Consider the following 20,894-nt stretch of genomic DNA (forward strand, 5'->3'; position numbering starts at 1 on the left):
TTTTATTTAATAATTGAGGTACAGCCATCCGCGCTTTTCTTGCTGCTTACTGCCGTCTGTACTAAAAAGGTACTGATATGCCCCTTGCGGCAAGCGTTTGCCGTTAGTGTGGTAACCATTCCATTGGTTTTTATAACCTTTGGCACGATACACTTCATTTCCTAATGTATCGTAGATGTATAGCGTGTTATGCGGGTAGCGTTCAGCACGGATAATAGTGTAAAAGTCGTTAATGCCATCGCCATTAGGGGTAAAAGCATTAGGGATAAGCACTTGGTCTATTTCGTTGTCTTGCTCGTTAGGAATCCCATCGCCGTCTATATCGTCATCGCAAGCATCGCCTATGCCATCACCATCAGTATCAGTCTGGTCTGGGTTATAGGTGTGCGGACAGTTGTCGTGCAACGAGTATACCCCATCGCCATCGTCATCGGTATCTTCTTTTATGGTGATAGTAGCTGCATTTACCGCTAAAAATATATTATCTTCAGCTTTTAGCATCAGTCTACCCTTAGTAGTCTTAGTTCCTGCAGGGACTTCTATCACAGCTTTTCCAGTATTAGACAAACCCGTTGCGAGCGTTACCGAAAAGGTTTCTCCACCATCGGTAGATAAGAGCAGCTTCATTTTTTTAGCGCTTATAGGGGCTTGGTCAGTGCCAGCAACATTCCAGTTTATAGTTACTTTCTCCCCCATTATCCACGTAGTAGGCTGGCTTTGCGAAGTGATAACAAAAGGGCCTGCATCGTCATTTACTACTACTTCTATGGTCTTGTAGGCAGTATTGCCCATCTGGTTAGCAGCATTAGGGCGGTCTATCACCACAAACGACCAGTGTAAGGTACGCCCTTTGTTCAATACCGTTTCCCACGCATCATTCCTTTTAGGGTTTTCTTGGGTGAGAGTCCCCGCCACTATGCGCGACAAGCGGGGTATATAACGATAGGGTAGAGTAGAGGGAGGTAGCGAGCGTGCCGTAGCGCCATTATTGAGCAACGGCGAAAAGTAATAACCACTTCCATTAGTCCGATTATCAGCCTGTTCCCACGTGTACAGCAGCGAATCGCCATCAGCATCTGTAGCCGTACCCTCTAACAGATAGGCGGTACTTTTGGGTATGGTATAGCTCGGCAGGTCTGGTATGTCAGGCGGAGTGTTATGGGTGGGTTGCTCGGTAGCACAAGAGGTAATATCTATAAAGGTACTGATGTCGTACACACTGCGGTGGTGAAAATAGGGGTCGTTATGCGCTTGTAGGTCGTAGCTACCACTCACCCCTGCATAGCTCATAATCGTACTGCCACTACCGGGCTCCATTTGCGAATCAGAACCGTATTCACGTCTGTAAGAAAACGTATGGGTTGCGCCCATCTGATGACCGATTTCGTGGGCTACAACATCTATATCAAAAGCACTGCGGAAGCGCCCCATTCTCGCAAAAGGATAAGAAGAAAAGCCTTGTCCTTTGCGGTCGGGACTACAAACGCACCCTATACAGCCCGCATTGCCCCCGTTGTTGCCGTTGTGGAATAGGTGCCCTATATCATAATTAGCATTCCCTACTTTATCGTCTAATAATTGTTGTAGCACACCAGAGCTATAATCCCAATCGTTGTAGTTGATACTCGAAAAAGGGTCATTAGTTTTATCATCAAAGATTATATTTTTGTCAGAAACTAACTGAAAAGCTACCGATAACTGCTGCCCATACACAGCGTTCACTCGGTTTAAAGTATTGACTATCTGTGCAAAAGCCTCGTCTTTTCCCCAGAAGTATTCAGTGTACTGAGGGGTACAAGCTATAGCGATGCGAAAAGTACGCTGTACAGCTTTTGTCTGATAGGTAGGGCGTTGGGTAGGCGAGGGTTGTGGCAGTTGGGCGGCAAGTGTTGCGCACTCCAATGGTATCTTTCCAGCATCACTGTAGTAGTAAACGCGGTAGAGGTTGCCTCCGTGCTCTTCAGCTTCTACAAAAGCGTAATGTAGGTTTTGCTGCATAATAGCATCTAAACCAAAGTCGCTGAAAGTGAAGCGTATGCGTTGCGAATCATCATCTACGCCTACCCCTTCAAAAGTGAGTATGGACGGATATTTTTGCGCCAATTCGTCAGAGAGTACCTGCGTAGGAGTAATGCGGTAACTGATAAGCTGCCCTTTAGCATTGGGTATCTCTACTATTGTACCCCCACGAGCCGTAGTAGCCCCGCGCAGCACCCTGCCAAAAGCGTCTTTGTCTAAGGTAAAGTACTGTGCCACAGCCGATAGATTGGTGTCACTGCGTTGTTGCTTAAGTTCAGCTTTGCGCCAATAATGCTGCTGCCCCTCAGCCGAGAGGCTCGCTAATAACAGCAACCATAGCAAACTGATATTTTTATAAAAATACTTCATTAGGCGTCCTTCTTCTAATTCAAATAATATTCAAATGCCTTATAAATCTCTTCGTAAGGCACTATACAGTCTATTTTGGGCTTTCCTATAGCCTCCAAGAGTACGAAATGTACATTTCCACTTACATTTTTCTTGTCAAAACGCATCAACTGACAAATATCGGTGATTTCTTCATACGTAAACTCTTGTTTTCTGAAGTATTCACCCAAAACAGCCTTCACTTCGTCACATTTTTCCATCGAAAAGCCTAATTCTTTCACCGAAAGGTAAGTTGCCAGTACCATACCTATAGCGATAGCCTCGCCGTGTAGCAGTCGTTCGCGGTTAGGGTTTTGTAGGCAATACGACTCTATAGCGTGCCCCAGCGTATGCCCGTAGTTCAGGGTCTTGCGCAGTCCTTTTTCGGTAGGGTCTTGGGTTACCACTTCGTTTTTGATAACTACCGACTCATAGATAAGGCTACCGAGGTGAGCCTCAGTCAGTTCGCTTAGGTTACACATCTTATGCCAATAGCCCTCATCGCTTATCAGTCCGTGTTTAAACATCTCAGCCATACCGCTGCACAGTTCTTCAGTGGGCAGAGTAGCGAGAAAATCAGGGTAGATAAGCACCCCCTTCGGATTGTTAATCACCCCCACAAGGTTCTTAAGAGCGCCCAAATCAACACCTGTTTTACCGCCTACTGAAGCATCGACCATCGCTAGCAAGCTCGTAGGTACATTGATGAAAGGGATACCCCGCATATAAGTAGAGGCGACAAAACCACCTAAGTCAGTAACGACCCCGCCCCCTATATTGATAAGCAGACTTTTGCGGTCAGCTCCCAGTTCAGAGAGGGCGTACCACACTTGGGTACAAGTATCGATGTGTTTATGGGTTTCTCCAGCTTCTATCTCTATGATTTCCAAGGGAATATCAGTAGCCAATAGCGATAGCACTATAGGGGTACAACATTCGTTAGTATGCTTATCGGCTAAAAGGAATATTTTAGAGGGGCGTTGTTCAGCCACAAAACGATTGAGGAAATTAAAGCCCTCATCGTTAAAATATACTTGGTAGTGTTGTGCTTCAATACTATCTGGGTACATATCTTAATCAAATTTAATGCTGCAAAAATAATAAACAATCAGCAGATGAGCAAACAGAAAAAATTTCTAAAGCCACCTACCCTATACAAACGATATACAAACCATATAGGAAGAGCGAAGGATAAGCGAACAATGAGCGAAGAGTAAGTGTCTAATAATTGTCTAAAAAATAGAAAGAAATACTATTTAAAAACGATAAGATACCGCAACTCTTAGCAAATCATTATTTTGTAGGCGGTAGTTTTTATAGCTTTTGGTTACCACTTGGGTTGAGAGGTAAAAGCCTAAAGTATAATTATCGGATAACTTACTTTCTACCCCTATACTTATAGGTACTCCTAAAAATACACTCCCGCTGCTTGTACTTTTGCTAAAATCCTTTGTTTCCAGCTGGTAGTTTATAGCCTTGTTAGCTTGTACCCCTATACCGAGTACTATAGCCGCTTTTTTAGGAGCAATTTCGGTTATCGAAAAGACTATTTTAGCAGGAATACCTATAAAGGTAGCATTGGTATTGTAGTAGTTATCAGCGGTAAGGCTTCCGTTGCTAAAAAACGACATACTTATACCTGTTTGAAAGCGCACCCTTTCGGTGGCGTAATAGCTCACTAACCAATTCCCATTAGAGGTCATTCCGTTTAGTGCCAACTCATTACCTGTAAGCTGAGCGCGCCCCACGCTTGCACCAAATTCTATTCCCCATTTAGATAGGAAAGTATTGTCTTCTTGTGCCGATAACCCCAAACTGCAAACACACAAGAGGGTACAAATAAAATACTTCATCAGTTTCATATGCTTATTTTTTATTAATTACTCCGCAAATGTATATATTATTACTTAAAGTAACAAATATTCTCATAGATTACTAACCTAATGTTAGTACTGTGTAGAGATAAACTTTTATTATTACACTTGTTAATCCGAAAAAATAACATATTTTTGCATTTATTTAAAAGATTTTTTATGGGAAATATAGCTACAGATTTTGCTCAACAGATAGAGAAATTAGCATCAAGGGGAATGAAATTTGATTTAAAAGAAGATAAGATAAAAGAACATCTTTTAGATATAGGATATTATAGATTAGGTTTTTATTGGTGTCCGTTTACTGATAAAAATCATAATTTTATGCAGAAAATCAAAATTGTTGTTTATGGGCAATCGCAAAGGGAGATTTAGGCGAAGAAAACCCTAAGGTATATGTTAGCTATAACCAAAAAGAATGGCAGGTGGAATGCGATACATTATCTGAATTTTTGTTGGCTATGGCTCACTTGCAGGCGGTATTTGCTTTGCCTTATACTTATGAAGGATTTAAATTCATTACTTCCGAAGATTTGGATGCTATAAAAGCCCATTTTCCCAAAAAGCCTTTCGCTATACGCCATTGGTTACAAGGAGCGGAATTCTATGGCGGGGCTACTGACAGCATAGTGGTTTTAGATGGAGGTGAGCAGCTGGTGTATGCATCTTCATCAGAAAGTTCCTTTGAGGCGATGGATGATTTTTTAAAAGAAATAGGAGAGGAAATGTAAGATTTGAGCAAGCAGCCATAAAATTAAAAATATTTTAATAGAATAAAAAATGAACAGCACAAAATCTATATTATTTTTAGATACTGAAAATGGAGATTTTTTTCTTATAAACGGTGTAGTGATTTCTTCTAAAACTACTTTTTCCTCGCTCAGAGAGCTGTTTCCTGATAATGATATCTGGGATGTGGGGACAGGGTTTTATTGGATTTATTTTGAAAAATGTCCTTTTGAGGGAAAAGAGTTTGATATTTCTATTTGTTTTGAAGGAGAAAAACTCGAAACGATATTTTTTTCTATGAAAGAAAGATATACACCTTGGGAAAGCTGGACAGAGGAATATGAACTACAAACCGAAAAACTATATAAAAAATGGCTTGCAGCACACATAGGGGAAGAGTGGGAGTTTGTCTGGGGAAAGGTGGGAGCCGCTTTTGATAGGAAAGGAGGAAGGACAAATATGTGGGTCGGTTATATTTGATTTGCATAAAATACAAAAAAATGTAATTTTAGGTTAGAAACAAAATTTTCAGATGTCGTAGCATTATATTATTTAGATGTAGATTTGCGAAATATTCTGATGAGATATATTAATAGAATTGAGATAAATTTTAGGACTAAGCTCATCTATTATGTTTCAAACAAGTATAAGTCTTTTCCTGCTTGGTTTGCAGATTCAGCGGTAATTTCGCAAAATTTCATAAACAATATAAATAAGTTCTACAATCAAGATTTTATAAGAAATAATGCTCCTATAAAGAGGCATCACGCTAAATATCCCAATGATATATACGCTCCTGCTTGGAAGACATTAGAGTTTTTCTCTTTTGGAATGATATTGAAGATTTATAAAAATCTTATTCAAGATGATATAAAAGAAGAGATTTCTAATCTTTATGGTATAAAGAAGCCTAAAAAGTTTATCAGTTTTATGGAAACTATTGTATTAGTGAGGAATACTTGTGCTCATTCTGCTGTTTTGTTTGATTTTAATACTCCCAAAGGCATTTTATCTATTCCAGAAGTTTCTTTTGAAAGAGATAACCATTCTTTATTGGCTTGTATAAAAGTAATTGCTTATATACTCAGAAAAATATCACCTTCAAGAGAGAAAGATATGTTAGATAGTATTCGCAGTACATTGCATAAACATAATGAAAATCAGGTGATTAATAGTGTTATAAAAAATAAAATGAAAGTTTTTAACCTGTAATTTTTGCTGATTAAGAAAAATATTGTACTTTTGCGGTAGAAAAATAGTGCCTCACCTCTCTCAGCATTGGTTATGCACTCTAAAATAACAATAATTCAATGCTCAGGCTTGCCCTGAGCATTTTTTTTATAACTTTGCCCAAAATAATAAGATTATGACGCAAATCACTTATACATTAGCCGATATTGAGGCAGTAGCCGAAAAGGTCTTACCGCTGCTCAAGCACAAAGTAGTTATTTTTAAAGGGGCTATGGGTTTTGGCAAGACCACCCTTATCAAGGCATTAGTCAAAGCCTTGGGCAGTACTGATAATGTGTCGAGTCCTACTTTTAGCTTAGTAAATCCTTATGAAGGTACAGACAGCAGAATTTATCACTTCGATTTCTACCGACTAAAAAGTCCCGAAGAAGCCTTTGATATAGGTTTTGAAGAATACCTATTTTCAGGTGATTGGTGCTTTATAGAGTGGGCTGAACGAGTAGAAAAATACCTACCAGAGCAGTACAGCGTAATAGAGCTGATACAAATCGATAAAAACCATAGAAAACTAACAATTAATAATTGACAAATCGACAAATCGACAAATCAGCAAATTGACAAATTATGTACAAATATACGCTTCATTTTAAACGTCCAGCGGGTACTTCACGCGGAGTGCTGACCTCTAAAGACACGTATTTCTTAGTGATAGAACGCGATGGTAAGAGGGGCATAGGCGAGTGCAATCTCTTTCGGGGCTTAAGTGCTGATGATGTACCCGACTACGAGGCTACCTTGCAGTGGGTGCAGGCGCATATCCATTTAGGCGAGGGGGCGTTGCTCGCTCAGCTTATGGCTTTTCCGTCTATACAGTTTGGGGTAGAACAAGCCTTCAGGTCAGTGGCAGCCGCTCAGTGGTATGAGCTTTTCCCGTCCGATTTTACAGCGGGCAAAGACGCTATCGCCATCAACGGACTTATCTGGATGGGTACCCCCGATTATATGAAGACGCAGATAAGAGAGAAACTCGTGCAGGGTTTTAGGTGTATTAAGATGAAGATAGGGGCGATAGCTTTTGAAGAAGAGTATCGTATTCTCAAGGCGTTGCGCAAAGAGTTTTCAGCAGAAGATATAGAGATAAGGGTCGATGCTAATGGGGCTTTCACACCAGCTGAAGCGCCTGAGGTGCTCGCGCGTTTAGCCGAACTGCAATTGCATTCTATCGAACAACCTATCAAGGCTGGACAGTGGGAGGCTATGGCGCAACTCTGCCGCACCTCACCGCTACCCATTGCCCTAGACGAGGAGCTGATAGGTATTTTCGATTCCGCACAAAAAAAGCGACTTATCACTGAGATAAAGCCGCAATATATTATCTTAAAACCTTCGCTTATAGGTGGATACAGAGGTAGTGAAGAGTGGATAGCCCTTGCCGAAGCACACCAAATAGGCTGGTGGGTAACGTCAGCTTTAGAGAGTAACATAGGGCTAAACGCTATTGCTCAGTGGACGTACACGCTGCATAGCACTATGCCACAAGGCTTAGGCACAGGGGCTTTGTACACTAATAACCTGCCTTTCCCTTTGTCAGTAGAGGGCGGACAGCTAAGGTTTAACCCTTCCGAGCCCGTAGCATTTCCCTTTTCATAGGTGGGCCTGGCAATCGTTCTACGCCGAAGCCACAAGCCTGCATAGCGCGCCGTACACTGCCCTTAGCAGCATAGGTCACTAAATAACCATTGGGTTTTAGGGCGTTATACATTTTTTGAAAGATAGAAACCTCCCAGAGTTCGGGTTGTACTTGTGCGCCAAAAGCATCGAAGTAAATAAGGTCGAAAGAAGCGGGGTCGTCAATCTCTTCAAAGCGCTGCAAACGTTTTTTGAAGCTGAAAGTAGGAGAGAGTGCAATAGGTTCGTCCCACGCGCAAGTGTGCATCTGCTCAAAGATAGGCGATAGGGCAGGGGCGTTGAGTACAGAAGGGAAATTCATTAGCGAAGCCTCTTCCCACGATAGGGGATAGGCTTCTACAGTTTCGTAGCGTATGCTGAGGTTCAAATCAGTGTGTTTTAGGTAGGTAACAAGGGCGTTGAGCCCTGTGCCAAACCCTATTTCCAGTATGCTGACTGCTTGTTGCCGAAATAGTTGCAATCCATTTTGTATAAACACGTGCAGGGTTTCTTGTAGGGCTCCGTGTTTAGAATGGTATGTTTCTTGCAGGTCTGCTATGTACAGACTTGTAGAGCCATCAGAAGTTTGTATAAGTTCGTGTTTCATAGGTATTAGGTGTAATTGTTTAATAGTTAATAGATTGTGAAATAAATATAAAGTTTTTTGAGTTTTAGGGCACAAAGTTAAAAAATAATTTGTACCTTTGACGAAATTTTGAAGTATAATAAAAACGAAATGAAGACAACACTTACTAATAAATATGAGCCAGAGGTACTATCAGCCACAGGCTATGTACAGGAGGGAGAGCTTTCTGAAGCGTTGTTGCAATCTATTGATAGAGGGCTAAGAGACCTTGATGTAGGACGTAAAAAGAGTAATGAAGAGGTACAAACAGGGGCGAGAATGCTTATTGAAAGATGGAAGAAACAATTAGAGAATTAAAAGTATCTTGGTCTTCAGAAGCTGAAATTCAATACTATGATATATTATTATTTTGTAGTAATTATATTATCTCATTTCTCTGTTTTTTATAGAATTCTTGAAGAGGAAAATGAAATAGAAATTGTAGCTTTTTGGGATAATAGAAATGACCCTAAAAAACTAAATTTGTAAAAAGAAATAAAAAAACTAAAACAATATGGATTTAAAAATTGAAAAAGTAAAAGAAAGTCGTATTAAAGAAGTAGACTTTTCTAAATTGAGTTTTGGGCGTACCTTTGCCGACCATATGTTTATTTGCGAATATAAGGACGGTAAGTGGCAAAACCCTACCATTAAACCTTACGGAGCCCTTTCTTTAGAGCCTTCAGCTAGCGTCTTCCATTATGGACAAGCAGTTTTTGAAGGTATGAAAGCGTATAAAGATGATAACGGACACGTATTTTTGTTCCGTCCGCAAGAAAACTACAAACGTATCAACAAATCTTGCGAGCGTTTAGCAATGCCTGCTTTCCCTGAAGAATGGTTTGACAAAGCCCTTCGTACCCTTGTCGATATAGACAGCGAGTGGATAAAACCAGGCTTTGGTAATGCGCTTTACTTGCGTCCGTTTGTAATTGCTACCACTCCAGGGGTACAAGCCTCACCTGCCAAAGACTACTTATTTATTATTATTACAGCTCCAGTACAATCATACTACTCAGGCGATGTACGCGTAAAAATAGCCGACTATTACAGCCGTGCGGCTAATGGTGGTTTTGGTTTTGCTAAGGCAGCGGGCAACTATGCAGGTCAGTTCTATCCTACCCAACAAGCGGCTGCTGAGGGCTACCAACAAGTGATGTGGACAGACGATGCTACTCACCAATATTTAGAGGAAGCAGGTACTATGAACCTATGGTTTAGATTAGGCGACACCTTAGTAACTTGTCCTACTAGCGAGCGTATCCTCGATGGGGTAACGCGTAAGAGTATCATAGCAGTTGCCGAAAAATTAGGTATTAAAACTGAGATACGTCCTGTTAAAGTAACAGAGTTAATAGAGGCGGCAGAAAATGGTACTCTCAAAGAAGCGTTTGGTTGTGGTACAGCTGCGGTGATTAGTCCTATATCAGCTTTTGGCTACAAAGGCAAGGATTATGAGATAAACAGACCAGCAGAATTATATACTGATAAAATAAAAGAAACGATACTTAACATACAGTATAACAGGTCAGAAGACCCATTTGGCTGGAGAGTTCAAGTGAAGTAAGAAAAAATATTTTGAAAAAAAGTTGCCAAAAAATTTGGTAGTTAAAAAAAAGGTTGTACCTTTGCACCCGTAAAACAAAACAACATTGGCCTCGTGGCGCAACTGAATAGCGCATCTGATTACGGCTCAGAAGGTTACAGGTTTGAATCCTGTCGAGGTCACTAAAAGGTAACGCACTTCCACTCAAAGCGTTACCTTTTATTTTTTAGTACGGAAATCCATTTGTAATTATCTTAAAACGACAAGGTAAACGACAATCTAAAATAATTACATTATGGTAGTAAAAACACTCGACGGGTGTAGCTATTCCCAACTATGGGTATCCCCTGCCAATTGGCAAAAAGCTACTAAAAAAGACTTGGATAAAGACTGGTACGTGCAATGCGTATTCTTCGACCCTCGTTTTGATAAGAAATATCCTAAGGGCTTCCCTTATAGAAAAAAGGCTAACAAACCGACTACAGTAGAAGAACGCAAAGCAATGGTATCATTCTTGCTCAAAAACATTCCTAAACAACTTGATGCTGGCTATAATCCCATACTCAAAAAGTACGTGCAAGTACATAAAGAGGGGTTATATCCTGAATTGCACTTTATCGAGGCTTTTAGGCGTGCGAAACCCTCGATTTGCAGACGGTCAAAATAAAGGATTTGCGTAGGGTAGATTTGAAGCGAATGCTTGACTGGTTGCGACTATCCGACAAGTATTACAATAGGTTCGTGATATACTTTTCCAGCCTATTCCGTGAGCTTATAGAGTACGAATGCTGCGAGGCTAATATAACAAGAGATATATACCCTAAAAAGGTGATAAAAGAAGCCCGTACCATACTTACCGAAGAGGAACTAACAAGGGTAAAAAACCACGTGCGATTTATAAACCCTGACTTCTATAGGTATATGATGATCTTCCTATATTCAGGGGCACGTAATACCGAACTTTTCAGATTACAACGCAAAGATGTAGATTTAGATAAGCAGGAGTTTGTAATATTGCTTGAAAAAGGCGGTCAGTATAAACGCTGTACAAAGGTGATACTTGGCCCTGCATTAGAACTTTGGAAAGAGATATGCAGCAAATGCAAAAGTGCTAACGACTATCTTTTTGCACTTGATTTCGTTCCTAACAAGAAAATGGGACATACCGAGATTGTTACCCGCTTTTGGAAGCGACACGTAAAAGATAAATTAGGTATTGAAGCTGATTTTTACGCCCTTAAGCACTATATGCTTGATAACTTAGATAGCGACACGGCAATGCTCTTAGCTTCGCACACTAACCAAAGCACAACGGCTATCTACCAAGTGAATAAGGCTAAAAAAGATAGGGAGCGGTTAAAACAATTAGAAATACAGATATAGAAAAAGCCCCAATATTGGGGCTTTTTTAGTTTATAGTTATTTTGGGTTTTAAGAATAGATTTTGCTTTAATACATACCTCTGAATAACATCTTCAGGAAGAGCGAAAGCGTTTGCTAAATCATCATAAGTGTACTCAAGTTCTTTTAAGTGTAATTTTACAGCCATATCAAACGTTATAGCCTCGTCTATGCTTACACTGCCTTTTTCATTTTTTTTCTCTCCTATTCTACTCAGTTCAATATTGAAATATTTATATTTATTTTGATTAATAACCCCTAATGAGTATGCGCGCCTGATAATTGAAGCCTTTGAGGTTAGCCAATAGCTTTTTAATGCGCTTAGGCTTGAAAGTTTGAGCCCCTCTAATGAATTTCTTATCGCTCTTTCAGGCATTAGAAATTCGGAAGCAAAATCGTTAGCTTCTTGCTCTTTGTCTCTAACATTTGGTACTGGAAAAGCTGTGTGCATTATCAAATGCCCTAATTCGTGGGCTAATGTGAAACGTTTCCTATCATTAGGAAGTCTTTTATTTAATACTACTACAGGAAATCCTTTTTTAGTAAATAACGATATACCATCAAACTTTTCATTCGCATTTAGTTCATAAATGATAATTCCTTTATCCTCTATAATTCTAAAAATATCCTCAATAGGTTCATTATCGAATATTCTAAAATCCTTGCGTGTGAATTGGGCAATATATTCAGGAGTATATCCGTCTTCAATATCTAAGGTTTTAAGTGAGAAATCAGGATAATCAATAGAATTTGACATTTCGTCAATAATATAACCGATAAATATACAAGATGTTTCAAATTCTTGAATAATTGATTTTGGAATGGTGTTTTTTTTGCGATAGTTAGATGTCTCTAAGTCTACTGATATTTTGCGCTCAAAAAACTCTTTTGGAAATTTCAGCACATTAAATATCTTTTCCAAAATCTCATCGGATAACCCACCAAGTCCTTTTTCAAACTTGGATAAATTAGATTGTGAAAGCCCTTGCACCGCTTTTGACAATTTTGTTTGCGTCCACCCTCTGTATTCCCTTGCAAGGGTAAGTTGATTGTGATTAACTTTCATAGGTGTTTTGTTGTAATTAGCCGTTAGTGTTTTTTTGTAAAAAAGGTAGTAGGACTTGTCGGTTAATAAATGTTACATTGCCTTTTTACGTTTAGATTGCTCTTTAACTTTAGGTAGCAATCTTCCAGTTTTATTAGGCGTTAATATAGTAGGAGCATTTAATGATGTTAGTTCATCTTTACGAAGTCTCCATTTTATTTTTCCCTCGTCTATATAAACAAAATGAGGATTTATCAAATCACCTGATTTGCTTTTTTCCCAACCGAAAAATACGATAGGATTTTCGTAGTCAGTAGGGTCAAAAAGTTGCGTCTGCATTTGGTTTATAATGGACTGATTGGCATTTGTTTTTATATTCATAGGCATACCTTTTTTGTTTAACTTTTTAAACAGTAAAGAGTGTCCGCAGAATGTTATTACAAATCGTTTGTATTTCCAAAACTTCCATTTCTCAGGAAAAACTTTTTGGAGTTCACCTAATAGACAAGTTTGAAAAACGCTTGCTTCAAGGCCTCTACTTCTTGATTGTGGAGGGAAAGGTTTCATAGTTGAACCGAACTTTTCTTTAGCGTTTTCAAAAGCATAAAAGAACTTAATAAGCCCTTTTTCAGTACATTCAGTAATGAATGCATCTTTTTTTGCGAGCTTTCGCTTGCAGGATTGGACAAAAGTTTGTATCTTTGCCCCGTCAAAATTATTATATATCATCATAACTAAAAAAATTAAGACAAATCCCACTACCTAAAATATATCTGTTTCCGCAGATATATTTTTTACGGTGCAAATATATAAAAGATAAATGAAATTGTATATATTTTTTTGATTTTTTTGTATTTTATTTTTGGAAACACTTTTAATTTATTGATAATAAAAATATTAGGCTATTCCTATCACTATCGTTTTTTCTTCAATGATTATTGATTTTAAATATATTTCTACTTTTGCCCAAAACAAAACTAATATACCAATGAAAAGAATTGTATTATTACTAATAGCAGTGCTCGCTATGGGGTGCTCGAAAAGCGATGATAAGGTAGATTATAGCGATATAAATGGAATGTGGAACTTCAAAGAGGAAACAAACTACAGTGAAACGACTTGTTCATTGTTAGTTATTGATTGGAAAAAAGAGTTTTTTTTGACTGCTACTGAAAAAATACGTAATGAGGAAAAGAAAGTATCAAAAAAAGGAACTTTTAAATATGAATATCCTTACTTAACTCTTATTAGTGATGATGGGAGTTATCCTATAAAGTTTAAAATTAGTGATGATAAAAAAAGTTTGGTGTTAGATGGTTATATTCAAGGAATATTATCAAAGATAGTACTTAAAAGATAATACTAAAAAGCTCTCACAATGAGGGCTTTTTTTATGACCTTTTCTATACCCTTTGTGGTAAGTTCGTTAATACCTGCTTTCATATTAGCTATATCCTTTTTCATTTCGTGCAAATGAAAAAAAATCTTCCATAGCAAATTGTTTTAGTTTTAGAGGGGCATTAAAAATCTCATTTTTTTGTTTTTAAACCTCTCATAATAAAAAATCTCCAAATAAAAAACCTTGTTAGTAATTATTTATTTCGTACTTTTGCCTCACGATTTTTAACCCTCTTTTTTAATGAGCGATTCTATATCATATCACATTCCCGTATTGCTAAAGCAGAGCATTGACGGTCTGGCTATTAAGCCTGGCGGCACCTATGTCGATGTCACTTTTGGTGGCGGCGGTCACTCCCGCGAAATACTCAATAGGTTAGGCGAAAACGGTAGGCTCTACGCTTTCGACCAAGATGCTGATGCGCTAAATAATACTATCGACGACCCGCGTTTTACCCTTATTCATCAAAATTTTAAGTACCTAAAGCAGTACTTGCGCTTCTATGGTGTTTCTGAGGTAGATGGTGTATTAGGCGATTTCGGAGTCTCTTCACACCAGTTTGATGTAGCCGAACGCGGATTTTCAACTCGCTTTGAGGGGGCATTAGATATGCGTATGAATCAGCAGTCAGAGCTTACCGCTCAGCAGGTGGTTAATGAGTATGACGAGGCAGCTCTTACTCGCATTTTCTCTCTTTATGGCGAACTAAAGAATGCCCGCGCTATAGCCCGCGCTATTATTGCCTTTAGGCAGCATACGCCCATTCGTTTAGGCAGCACACTGCAAGAGGCAGTCCGTGCTTTTTTACCAAAATTCAAAGAGAATAAGGTTTTAGCTCAGATTTACCAATCTATACGCATAGAGGTAAATGCCGAAATGGAAGTTTTGGAATCCTTTTTGCTGCAGCTGCCTGCCGTAGTGAAAGTAGGGGGGCGCATTAGCCTCATTAGCTATCATTCGTTAGAAGATCGTTGTGTAAAACGCTTCATCCGCGATGGACAAATGGAGGGTGCTCCAGAAAAAGATTGGTATGGCAACGTATCAGTACCTTTCAAAAAAGTAGGCGGACTTATCCTCCCCGACGAAGCCGAGATAACCATTAATAACAGGGCGAGAAGTGCTAAACTCCGCATAGCTGAACGTATAAACGATTAATTTTGATAAAATGGGAACAGCTACTAATGAAATAAAGAATATTCTCAGAGGTAAATTCTTGGTAGAAGGCAAAGAAGCCAATCGCAATTGGCTTTTTATCTGTTTTCTTTTTGCCTTAGCCCTAATAGTGATTGCCAGTTCGCACATAGTAGACAAGAAAGTACACCAGATAGCTAAACTTAATGAAGAGGTGAACGAGCTAAAAAGTGAGTTTGTCGATGTGCGTTCGCGTTTGCAGCGGGTTCGCTTAGAATCCTCATTATTAGAACAGTTAGAATCAAAAGGACTAAAACAGCCTGAGAAACCTCCTCAAAAAATAAAAGTAATTATAGAAGAATAAATATTCCCCCTCATCAGATGGAAAAAAATGATAAAAAAATAACGTATCGCACCTATTTCATAGCGTTGGCTATGATACTAATGCTGATTGTTATTGCCGTTAAGTTAGTCACCATACAAATAGAAGGGGATACATACCGTGCTAAAGTAGACGAGAAAACCTTGCGCGAAGCAGAAATTACCCCTACACAAGGCAACTTGTACTCTGACGATGGCAGCCTTTTGGCTACCTCGGTAACACGCTATGACATCAGGTGGGACTCAAAAGCTCCAAGCAAAAAGCTCTTCAAAGAAAATATAAAACCGCTGAGCGATTCGCTTTCTAAAATGTTTGGGCGCTCAAGCAGCTACTACCAGAATATATTCACTAAAGAACGCGCTAATAATAATCGCTATATGTTGGTAGTCAGCAATATAGGCTATAGCGAATACACGCGTATTAGAAAGTTCCCAATGTTTTCAAAAGGAGCTAATTCAGGGGGCTTCATAGTAGAGAAAAAGGTCAAACGCGAGTATCCTTTAGGAGGGATTGCTCACCGAAGTATAGGCTATGCGCGTACCGATGAAACGGGTTTTACCACCCGTGTCGGGCTCGAAGGGGCTTATTCGGGCTACCTACTTGGCACTAAAGGGCGACGTATGGAGCAGAAAATAGCCAATAACCAATGGCGATTGGCGAGTGGTTTTAACATCATAGAGCCTAAAGACGGCTATGATGTAGTTTCTACTATCAATATTAATATTCAGGATATAGCCCACCACGCCCTATTAACGCAGCTGAAGAAATACAAGGCACAGCACGGTTGTGTAATAGTAATGGAGGTCAATACAGGCGAGATAAAAGCTATCTCAAACCTTGAGCTCAACCCTAAAAACAATACTTATGCTGAGCGCTATAACTTTGCGATAGGCGAGGCACACGAGCCTGGTTCTATCTTTAAACTGATGACCGTAGTGGCTGCTATGGAAACTCGTAATATCGATACTACTTATGTAGTAGACATCAAAGACCGCAAGATGCAGTACTACGACAAGACTTTTGAAGACTCACAACACAAGTTCTCAGGGCGTATTAGTATCAACAAAGCTTTTTCGGTATCATCTAACGTAGGGATGACCGAGTTGGTAGATCATCTTTATACCAAAAGCGAATCCGATTTTACTAATAAATTGCTGGATATGAACCTCAATCAGAAGTTAGATTTGCCTATAGCGGGCGAGGGACAGCCTTTTATACCTACCCCACGCGATAAGATATGGAGCGGGATAACGCTGAAATCAATGTCCATAGGCTATGCCGTGAAAATTACCCCTTTACAGAGTTTAACCTTCTACAACGCCATTGCTAATGGGGGCGTAATGGTAAAACCTCGATTGATAAAAGAGGTAAAAGAGTGGAATAAAACTATTGAGAAATTCAATGTAGAGATTATTAATGCAAAGGTGTGCAGCAAGCAAACAGCCGACCGCGCTAAAGGAATGTTAGCCGATGTGGTAAGGCGTTCGTATGGTAGTGCGCACAGACTCTATTCACCCGATTTTTCAATGGCAGGCAAGACCGGTACCGCTCGTAAAGATTACGCCCGAACCGATACCAAGCTGAGCTATATATCGTCTTTTGCAGGCTTCTTTCCGGTAGAAAATCCTAAATATTCTTGTATAGTAGTCATACACGAACCAGACCGCAGTTTGGGTATTTATGGGGCAGATGTATCAGGCCCTGTATTTAAGAGTATCGCTCATAAGATATACACCAACTCTTTGCTGATAGATACAGTTGAAGATGTGGATAGAGTATCAGAAACCACCACTCATAACTACGAAGATTATTACGCCAAAGCCGCTAAGTATAAGACGGTTATGCCTGACCTCAAAGGGGTAAATGCTATGGATGCTATAGCCTTATTAGAGAATATGGGCTTGCGCGTCAGAGTGTTAGGGCAAGGCAAAGTAGCAGAGCAATCAGTACTGAAAGGCACGCGTATAGCACGAAATACTCTAGTAGTATTGCAGTGTGGTGAATTAGCTAATTGAACTAACGACTAACAACTAATAACGAATGACTAATTTAACCTCTTTATTAAACAACCTCACTATAAAAGCTTCTCTTTATGTAGAAGATAAACCTATTACTTCCGTTTGTTTTGACTCTCGCAAGGTAGAAAAAGGAAGTATGTTTGTTGCCATAGCAGGTACGCAATCCAACGGACACGAATATATAGACCAAGCTACACGCAGTGGAGCTACTGCAATAGTATGCGAGCAATTACCGCAACTGCTCTTTCCCGATGTTAGCTATATAGTAGTACCCAACAGTCATAGTGCTTTAGCCCTTATTGCGGCTAATTTCTATGGCAATCCATCTGAAAAGCTTACCCTAGTAGGGGTAACGGGCACTAATGGTAAGACTACTATTGCAACCTTGCTATACCAACTATTTAGAAAGGCGGGACAAAAGGCAGGCTTGCTCTCTACGGTGGCAGTATATGTAGACGACCAGCGTTTTGAGGCTACCCACACCACTCCCGACCCTCTTCAGTTACATTATTATTTGCATTTAATGGTACAACAAGGGGTAAAATACTGCTTTATGGAGGTGAGTTCGCACGGCATCGACCAGCACCGTACTGAAGGATTACACTTTGCAGGGGGTATTTTCACTAACCTCACCCGCGACCACCTCGACTATCACAAAACTTTTGCAGCCTACCGCGATGTAAAGAAGCGCTTCTTTGATGCGCTACCTTCTACCGCTTTTGCTTTGGTGAATATCGACGATAAGAATGGTGCTTTTATGCTGCAGAATACTAAGGCTCAAAAGAAAACATACGCCCTCAAAACACACGCCGACTATAAAGCGCATATTATAGAGAGTAGGTTTGACGGATTGCTATTGCGTATCAATCAGCACGAGGTATGGACGAAGCTCATAGGCGAGTTCAATGCTTATAACCTTTTGGCAGTCTTTGGGGCAGCTACTCTTTTAGGGGTAGACGAGCTTGAGGCGCTTACCCTTATCAGTGCGATAGAACCTGTAGCAGGGCGTTTTCAGTATGCCGTTTCAGCTACAGGCGTCATTACCATAGTAGATTATGCCCATACCCCCGATGCACTCGAAAATGTACTCAAAACGATTAACGATATACGCACGCACAACGAGACCCTCACTACTGTAGTGGGGTGTGGGGGCAATCGCGATAAAGGCAAGCGCCCTATAATGGCCGATATAGCCACAACCCTCAGCGATAATGTAATCCTTACGTCCGACAACCCCCGCAATGAAGAGCCTGAGGCTATCTTATCAGAGATGGAACAAGGGGTACAAGCACAGCACTTTCATAAAGTACAAACTATCACCGACCGTCGTCAAGCGATACAATCTGTTTGCAAGAACGCCCAAAAAGGAGACATTGTCCTTATCGCAGGTAAGGGACACGAAACTTACCAAGAAATCAAAGGGGTGAGACACCATTTTGACGACTTTGAAATCGTCCGCGAGTATTTAGAATTATACAAGAAATAGAAGCGTAGAAATATAATTTAGATAATAAACTTTGCTAAGAGCCCTAAAACTCTTAGCAAAGTTTTTTTGTGCTTATTTGTGCTAAAAAACTCTGGTGTGTATTGTTGTAAGTTAGACAAGAAAAAGTATAAAAAAATATAGCATTGATAATCAGTAATATAAGAAAATTGTTAATAACTTTTTTGTTTTTTACTTATATCTGAGAGAAAAAACGATATATATAGATAATATTATTAATTTTATTTTATATGCAAAACCAGAATTTATCAATGCAGTTGCCCATAGCACTGCTCGGTCAGTCAGAAATGACTATGCGTGTGCTTTTAGAACGCGAAATTGTTGAACAAGAGCGTTATATTAAGGAAACGCTCCAATTGCTTGATTTGCCTTTCAAAGGTACTTTTCACCCTACTGTTGAGCGAAAACAGAACGTTTTCTCGGTGAAAATGAAATCGCTGTTTCGGCAAGATGATTTTGAGAGAGTGCAAAAAGCCTTCCCGAAAGGTTATGTACTATCAACCAACAGTTTTATTGCCAATAGCATAGAAAAGCAATTCCTGCGCATCGCAATTCCTAACCAAAGCACTCGTTGGGTACATTTAAGCGAATTGTTCTGTGCTTCACAATTCCGAAATGCGGCTATGACCTTGCCTATTGCTTTAGGAGTTAATAACCACGATATTCACATCGTTGATTTAGTTACCCAAACGCATTGGGCTATTAAAAATGATACTCCTGCCACTACCTGCAAGGGGTTACAACTCGTATTGCTGTCGCTGTTATTCAGGCAAACACCCGAAGAGGTTCAATTGGTATGGATAGATAGTGCAAACGCATCCGATAGCTTCTTAAAGGAAGTCATTGCGCCTTACAGTTTTACTACTGCTACCAACCCTCAAGAGGTATTACAAGCACTGATTGCCGAAAACGAAAAACGCTTGCAAGCGCAGACCTATTCACCGCGTATCGTAGTCTGCATTAGCGATGCTTATGCCCTGTACCAGCAATATCCTGAGCAGTGGAACGCTTTAGAAGAGAGTTTTAAACAAGGCATTCACCTCATCGGTAGTTTTACTGACTATGTGCAACAGCAGGCAACAGTAAAAAAGGTAGTCGATTTTCACAAGGTATTCGACACGATGCTTGAGTATAAGCGCGATAGCACTCTGTGGTATGAGCGAACCGAGATTTTAGCACCTTTTTTTGAAGAAACTATTTTTGAGAAGATAGTAGCCTTTAGAAAAGGAGAAATCTCGCAAAAACGTATTCTTATAAAAGAGTCGTATAGGGTACGAGAATTAGAGAAACACATAGACAAACTTTTGAAACGGAGAAAACGCGACCGTAAACACAGCGCGAATGAAAAGCTCAGCGTTAAAACGTTTAAAGAGGCTTTGGCTAAAAGCTTGGTGTACGCTCAATTGTGTGGTAGCGATGAGAAAGTAGCACTACCTTTGTTTGCGATAACGCGTTTTTTTAATAGTTCAGAGCGTAGTCTTTTTGAAGAAATGCTTCTTCGCATCATTAACGAAGCCACCTATCTTACAGATGATACCCCTAAGAAAATCAGCAATGTAGCCTATGTAGATTTCTTAGAGAAAAGCGGACATTTGCTTATCAATCAAGAAGCTGTCTATAGTCGAGCTCTTAATGGCAAAATAGCCCCTTTTGTAATCGACCGCAGTGAGTTTTTACCTGCTACTTTTTCGATAGGTATCAGTCCGACAAAAATAGTTTGTCCTATATTCGATACGCTGCCTAACACGGACTATCCACAACTGAGCAAGATAGTTGTAGCCCTTAGAGAACGCATTACAAACCTTGTAGAACCTTATAACATTAAGGAAATAGCAGGAGAAGTACTACGTAAGCCAAGTTTAGCCAAGGAACTCACCCCTATAGCACTCATTGCCGAAATAGAAAAAGTGCTATCACAACAAACATTTCAATTAATAAATAAATAATAAAAACAACAACCCTAACGCCCTAAAAT

At 39.7% G+C, this 20,894-nt stretch carries 21 protein-coding genes, 1 tRNA gene and 1 pseudogene; 17 read left to right on the forward strand and 6 right to left on the reverse strand.

Annotated features, from left to right (window positions below):
* Positions 1-6 precede the first annotated feature (6 nt).
* From FOC45_RS02890 to FOC45_RS02900, 3 genes are all read right to left on the reverse strand, one after another.
* Positions 7-2,388: a reprolysin-like metallopeptidase gene (locus FOC45_RS02890; protein ID WP_009392792.1), complete on the reverse strand. Its 2,382-nt coding sequence runs from the start codon at positions 2,386-2,388 to the stop codon at positions 7-9.
* Positions 2,389-2,402: 14 nt separating this feature from the next.
* Positions 2,403-3,476 carry a 3-dehydroquinate synthase gene (gene aroB, locus FOC45_RS02895; protein WP_009392788.1) on the reverse strand — a complete coding sequence of 358 codons (1,074 nt, stop codon included), beginning with the start codon at positions 3,474-3,476 and terminating at the stop codon, positions 2,403-2,405.
* Positions 3,477-3,662: 186 nt separating this feature from the next.
* Positions 3,663-4,259 carry a hypothetical protein gene (locus FOC45_RS02900; RefSeq protein WP_155846589.1) on the reverse strand — a complete coding sequence of 199 codons (597 nt, stop codon included), beginning with the start codon at positions 4,257-4,259 and terminating at the stop codon, positions 3,663-3,665.
* Between the two features lie 180 nt (positions 4,260-4,439).
* Here FOC45_RS02900 and FOC45_RS12080 point away from each other — a divergent pair, with 180 nt between their 5' ends.
* The 6 genes and pseudogenes from FOC45_RS12080 to FOC45_RS02925 all read left to right on the forward strand — a co-directional run bounded on the left by FOC45_RS12080 (position 4,440) and on the right by FOC45_RS02925 (position 7,850).
* A complete protein-coding gene (locus FOC45_RS12080; protein ID WP_034539761.1) occupies positions 4,440-4,655 on the forward strand; it encodes a hypothetical protein in 216 nt (71 codons plus the stop codon).
* Between the two features lie 86 nt (positions 4,656-4,741).
* The gene (locus FOC45_RS12085) at positions 4,742-5,011 is read left to right on the forward strand and encodes a hypothetical protein (protein WP_009392783.1); all 270 of its coding nucleotides are present in this window, start codon (positions 4,742-4,744) and stop codon (positions 5,009-5,011) included.
* Between the two features lie 49 nt (positions 5,012-5,060).
* A complete protein-coding gene (locus FOC45_RS02910) occupies positions 5,061-5,489 on the forward strand; it encodes a hypothetical protein (RefSeq protein WP_009392781.1) in 429 nt (142 codons plus the stop codon).
* 27 nt (positions 5,490-5,516) lie between these two features.
* Positions 5,517-6,221 (forward strand): annotated as a pseudogene (locus tag FOC45_RS02915) (Abi family protein); the annotation flags it as partial.
* Positions 6,222-6,375: 154 nt separating this feature from the next.
* The gene (gene tsaE / locus FOC45_RS02920) at positions 6,376-6,786 is read left to right on the forward strand and encodes a tRNA (adenosine(37)-N6)-threonylcarbamoyltransferase complex ATPase subunit type 1 TsaE (protein ID WP_009392777.1); all 411 of its coding nucleotides are present in this window, start codon (positions 6,376-6,378) and stop codon (positions 6,784-6,786) included.
* A 38-nt stretch (positions 6,787-6,824) separates the two neighbouring features.
* Complete coding sequence (locus FOC45_RS02925) at positions 6,825-7,850, forward strand: o-succinylbenzoate synthase (protein ID WP_009392770.1); 1,026 nt, start codon at positions 6,825-6,827, stop codon at positions 7,848-7,850.
* Here the strand turns inward: FOC45_RS02925 and mnmD are convergent.
* A complete protein-coding gene (gene mnmD, locus FOC45_RS02930; protein WP_009392769.1) occupies positions 7,813-8,475 on the reverse strand; it encodes a tRNA (5-methylaminomethyl-2-thiouridine)(34)-methyltransferase MnmD in 663 nt (220 codons plus the stop codon). The genes FOC45_RS02925 and mnmD overlap by 38 nt on opposite strands.
* Positions 8,476-8,604: 129 nt before the next feature.
* Between mnmD and FOC45_RS02935 the strand changes: the two genes are divergently transcribed.
* The 5 genes from FOC45_RS02935 to FOC45_RS12095 all read left to right on the forward strand — a co-directional run bounded on the left by FOC45_RS02935 (position 8,605) and on the right by FOC45_RS12095 (position 11,422).
* On the forward strand, positions 8,605-8,811 hold the full coding sequence (locus FOC45_RS02935) for a hypothetical protein (RefSeq protein ID WP_009392768.1): 207 nt from the start codon (positions 8,605-8,607) through the stop codon (positions 8,809-8,811).
* Between the two features lie 196 nt (positions 8,812-9,007).
* Entirely contained in the window at positions 9,008-10,060 is a 1,053-nt protein-coding gene (locus FOC45_RS02940; RefSeq protein WP_009392766.1) for a branched-chain amino acid aminotransferase, read from the forward strand.
* An 87-nt stretch (positions 10,061-10,147) separates the two neighbouring features.
* Positions 10,148-10,221: transfer RNA gene (locus FOC45_RS02945), tRNA-Arg, on the forward strand.
* Positions 10,222-10,334: 113 nt separating this feature from the next.
* Positions 10,335-10,706: a hypothetical protein gene (locus FOC45_RS12090; protein ID WP_009392764.1), complete on the forward strand. Its 372-nt coding sequence runs from the start codon at positions 10,335-10,337 to the stop codon at positions 10,704-10,706.
* Positions 10,707-10,735: 29 nt separating this feature from the next.
* On the forward strand, positions 10,736-11,422 hold the full coding sequence (locus FOC45_RS12095) for a tyrosine-type recombinase/integrase (RefSeq protein WP_009392763.1): 687 nt from the start codon (positions 10,736-10,738) through the stop codon (positions 11,420-11,422).
* A gap of 25 nt (positions 11,423-11,447) precedes the next feature.
* Here the strand turns inward: FOC45_RS12095 and FOC45_RS02955 are convergent, their stop codons facing one another.
* On the reverse strand, positions 11,448-12,506 hold the full coding sequence (locus FOC45_RS02955) for an ImmA/IrrE family metallo-endopeptidase (RefSeq protein WP_009392760.1): 1,059 nt from the start codon (positions 12,504-12,506) through the stop codon (positions 11,448-11,450).
* A 72-nt stretch (positions 12,507-12,578) separates the two neighbouring features.
* Positions 12,579-13,217 carry a hypothetical protein gene (locus FOC45_RS02960; RefSeq protein ID WP_009392756.1) on the reverse strand — a complete coding sequence of 213 codons (639 nt, stop codon included), beginning with the start codon at positions 13,215-13,217 and terminating at the stop codon, positions 12,579-12,581.
* A gap of 256 nt (positions 13,218-13,473) precedes the next feature.
* Between FOC45_RS02960 and FOC45_RS02965 the strand changes: the two genes are divergently transcribed.
* The 6 genes from FOC45_RS02965 to FOC45_RS02990 all read left to right on the forward strand — a co-directional run bounded on the left by FOC45_RS02965 (position 13,474) and on the right by FOC45_RS02990 (position 20,865).
* Positions 13,474-13,845 (forward strand): hypothetical protein, encoded by a 372-nt coding sequence (locus FOC45_RS02965; protein ID WP_155846590.1) that lies wholly within the window; start codon positions 13,474-13,476, stop codon positions 13,843-13,845.
* A gap of 279 nt (positions 13,846-14,124) precedes the next feature.
* A complete protein-coding gene (rsmH, locus tag FOC45_RS02970; protein WP_009392753.1) occupies positions 14,125-15,039 on the forward strand; it encodes a 16S rRNA (cytosine(1402)-N(4))-methyltransferase RsmH in 915 nt (304 codons plus the stop codon).
* A 10-nt stretch (positions 15,040-15,049) separates the two neighbouring features.
* Entirely contained in the window at positions 15,050-15,379 is a 330-nt protein-coding gene (locus FOC45_RS02975) for an FtsL-like putative cell division protein (RefSeq protein ID WP_009392752.1), read from the forward strand.
* A gap of 17 nt (positions 15,380-15,396) precedes the next feature.
* On the forward strand, positions 15,397-17,412 hold the full coding sequence (locus tag FOC45_RS02980; RefSeq protein ID WP_009392751.1) for a penicillin-binding protein: 2,016 nt from the start codon (positions 15,397-15,399) through the stop codon (positions 17,410-17,412).
* A 25-nt stretch (positions 17,413-17,437) separates the two neighbouring features.
* The gene (locus FOC45_RS02985; RefSeq protein ID WP_009392750.1) at positions 17,438-18,901 is read left to right on the forward strand and encodes a UDP-N-acetylmuramoyl-L-alanyl-D-glutamate--2,6-diaminopimelate ligase; all 1,464 of its coding nucleotides are present in this window, start codon (positions 17,438-17,440) and stop codon (positions 18,899-18,901) included.
* A gap of 248 nt (positions 18,902-19,149) precedes the next feature.
* Positions 19,150-20,865 carry an FtsK/SpoIIIE domain-containing protein gene (locus FOC45_RS02990; RefSeq protein ID WP_009392748.1) on the forward strand — a complete coding sequence of 572 codons (1,716 nt, stop codon included), beginning with the start codon at positions 19,150-19,152 and terminating at the stop codon, positions 20,863-20,865.
* Positions 20,866-20,894 lie beyond the last annotated feature (29 nt).

The organism is Capnocytophaga sp. FDAARGOS_737, assembly GCF_009730375.1.
In the GTDB taxonomy this organism is placed as follows: Bacteria; Bacteroidota; Bacteroidia; order Flavobacteriales; family Flavobacteriaceae; genus Capnocytophaga; species Capnocytophaga leadbetteri.